Source organism: Candidatus Poribacteria bacterium (assembly GCA_021295755.1).
Classification (GTDB): Bacteria; Poribacteria; WGA-4E; order WGA-4E; family PCPOR2b; genus PCPOR2b.
The window spans coordinates 8,852-11,022 of record JAGWBT010000164.1; the positions used below are offsets into that span (position 1 = coordinate 8,852).

Annotated in this window: 2 protein-coding genes; one reads left to right on the plus strand and one right to left on the minus strand. The window is 48.2% G+C overall.

From position 1 onward, the window contains the following. The coding region (locus J4G02_19990; protein ID MCE2396810.1) for a hypothetical protein at positions 1–1,254 on the minus strand (1,254 nt) is incomplete at its 3' end. A 244-nt stretch (positions 1,255–1,498) separates the two neighbouring features. Between J4G02_19990 and J4G02_19995 the strand changes: the two genes are divergently transcribed. After that, positions 1,499–2,171 (plus strand): Gfo/Idh/MocA family oxidoreductase (locus J4G02_19995; GenBank protein ID MCE2396811.1); only part of this gene is annotated, 673 nt, incomplete at its 3' end.

Consider the following 2,171-nt stretch of genomic DNA (forward strand, 5'->3'; position numbering starts at 1 on the left):
CCAATCATCAGTTTGAAAGTAGGGACTCCGCGAAACCTTATCTTGAGGTTCGGGCGGCACACCTCTTTGGAGTTGTTCCAATAAAGAAAAAATCGATACAATGACTGTGGAATTTTCAAGCCGTCCACTCCACTCCAAGGTGTAGGGGATACCGTAAAGTGGAAAGATCTCACAAATGAGTGGTGCGTAAATATCTAGTTTGTTGAACGTGACGCATATCTGATCTAACACCGGTGAGGATTGGTGCAACGTGAGTCGCTTGATTAACTTGGCAATTTCCTCTACCTCTTGGATACGATTTAGGGGGGACAACAGGGAGATTTGATCTGTAAGCACTAGTTTCTCCATTGCAGGTTCCTGTCCCTGATCTGTGTAGAACAGATTTCGAGAAAAGTGCAAATTGCGGGTTGCTTTGAATCCCGATCCTATCGGGGCTGTGTCAGGGGTTTCTATCTCCTCACTGTGTCGCTCAAACCCACAACTCACGAATCGGTCATAGTCCGCTTTGATATACCCAAACAGGGATTCGTTCTCTTCATCAAAGTTAAGCACGACACCCATATTTATTGATCGCAGGTTGGCGATGCCGGTCAGAATTGCCAAATCGTGAGGTAACAACGGACCAAAACCGGTGACAACCACCAGATCAACGTTGGGAAAAACTTTCTGCATCAGCCCTTCTGCACGATTAGGATTCCGAGCCAAGAAATCGGAGACAGCGCGATGTATGCCCGCGCGATCGACCCATCGCGAACCAAGGCGTGCCTCGTACGCTCGATAAAACGTGATTAGGTCTGATAGTCTATTAGCGATATCTGCGTCGCTTGATACAGTATCTTCTTGCAGATGCTGCCAATCTACGCCACTCGTCCTGAGTTGGTTAATTGCTACTCTCAGCTGTCTTGCGGTTCCTTGGGAAACGCGAGTTTCGGGTTGGGGGTTCAAAAACGGGAATTGCTCTCTATCCATGATCTCGTGTGTCCACACCGCCTGGATTCCCACACCTGTATATCTACGTTCCCTATTAAGACCGCTATAAAAAAATCGACGGACAAGGTCGTCGAAGGTGTAGATTTGCAAGCCCGCGACAGCTCGGTTTGGAGTTTCCCTTAGATGTTCGCGGCACCACTTGAGGCGGGCATGGTTGGTCGGGACGATATGCAGAAATGTGTCCGCACGATCATCCTCAAGACGGGTGCGGATCTCACGATCGATTGGTAGAGAAACTTGTCCTTTGGTCAGCGTGGTTATCATGATTTCAATGGAGATGCGATGAGATGTAGAATACAGTTTTTTCGGGTTTGGCAAATTGGATTTGTGTTTGGCACAGTGGGGAATCCACAGATTCGTAAGCCAACTTGATTAACATTATAGCATAATTGTTATAGTGGATCAAGGGACTCGGAAACTTGTATCATCTAAACCTGCGATATGCTATTATACTCGTACATTCCAAACGATAATTTCCTTGTGGCTAGATAAATCGAAAGGACACCAAATGTCAAAAAAATTGAAAGTGGCAGCAGTGGGATGTGGCGTTATTGGACGGCGACATCAGCTTGGATATCTTGAACACCCCCAAGCGGAACTTGTTGCCGTGTGTGACATTGACGCGGAAAAAGCGAAAGACCGTGCACAGGAACTTGGCATTTCCAATTGGTATCCGTCAATTCAAGAGATGGTGGAGAACGAAGAGTGCGACGCAATTGATGTTGTTACGGCAGATCACCTGCACTTTGAGCCAGTGATCGAATGCTTGGAGGCGGGGAAGCATGTGATGTGCGAGAAACCGTTGTCGCTTAAGATTGGTGAAGCAGAACAGATGGTCGCAAAGGCAGAGGAGAAAGGTGTGCACCTCGCCATCGACTACAACCGCCGATTTGCACCGGGATATGCAAAGGCGCGGGAATGGTATGATAACAGTGAATGTGGACAGATTGCCTACATCGACATGAAGCTATCTCAGGGCGGACCAGTTTCGACGTGGAAGGGACCCTACTATCTGCTGTACGAACTTCAGACCCACGCTATCGATCTGCTGCGCTGGTTTGGCGGTGAAATCGTTGCGGTCTGTTCGCAGATGGCGCATCCGCGCATCAAAGAGGCAAACCCAGATGAGCACCCTTGTTGGACGAGCATGGCACTATCTATGCGTTATGAAACTGATGCAG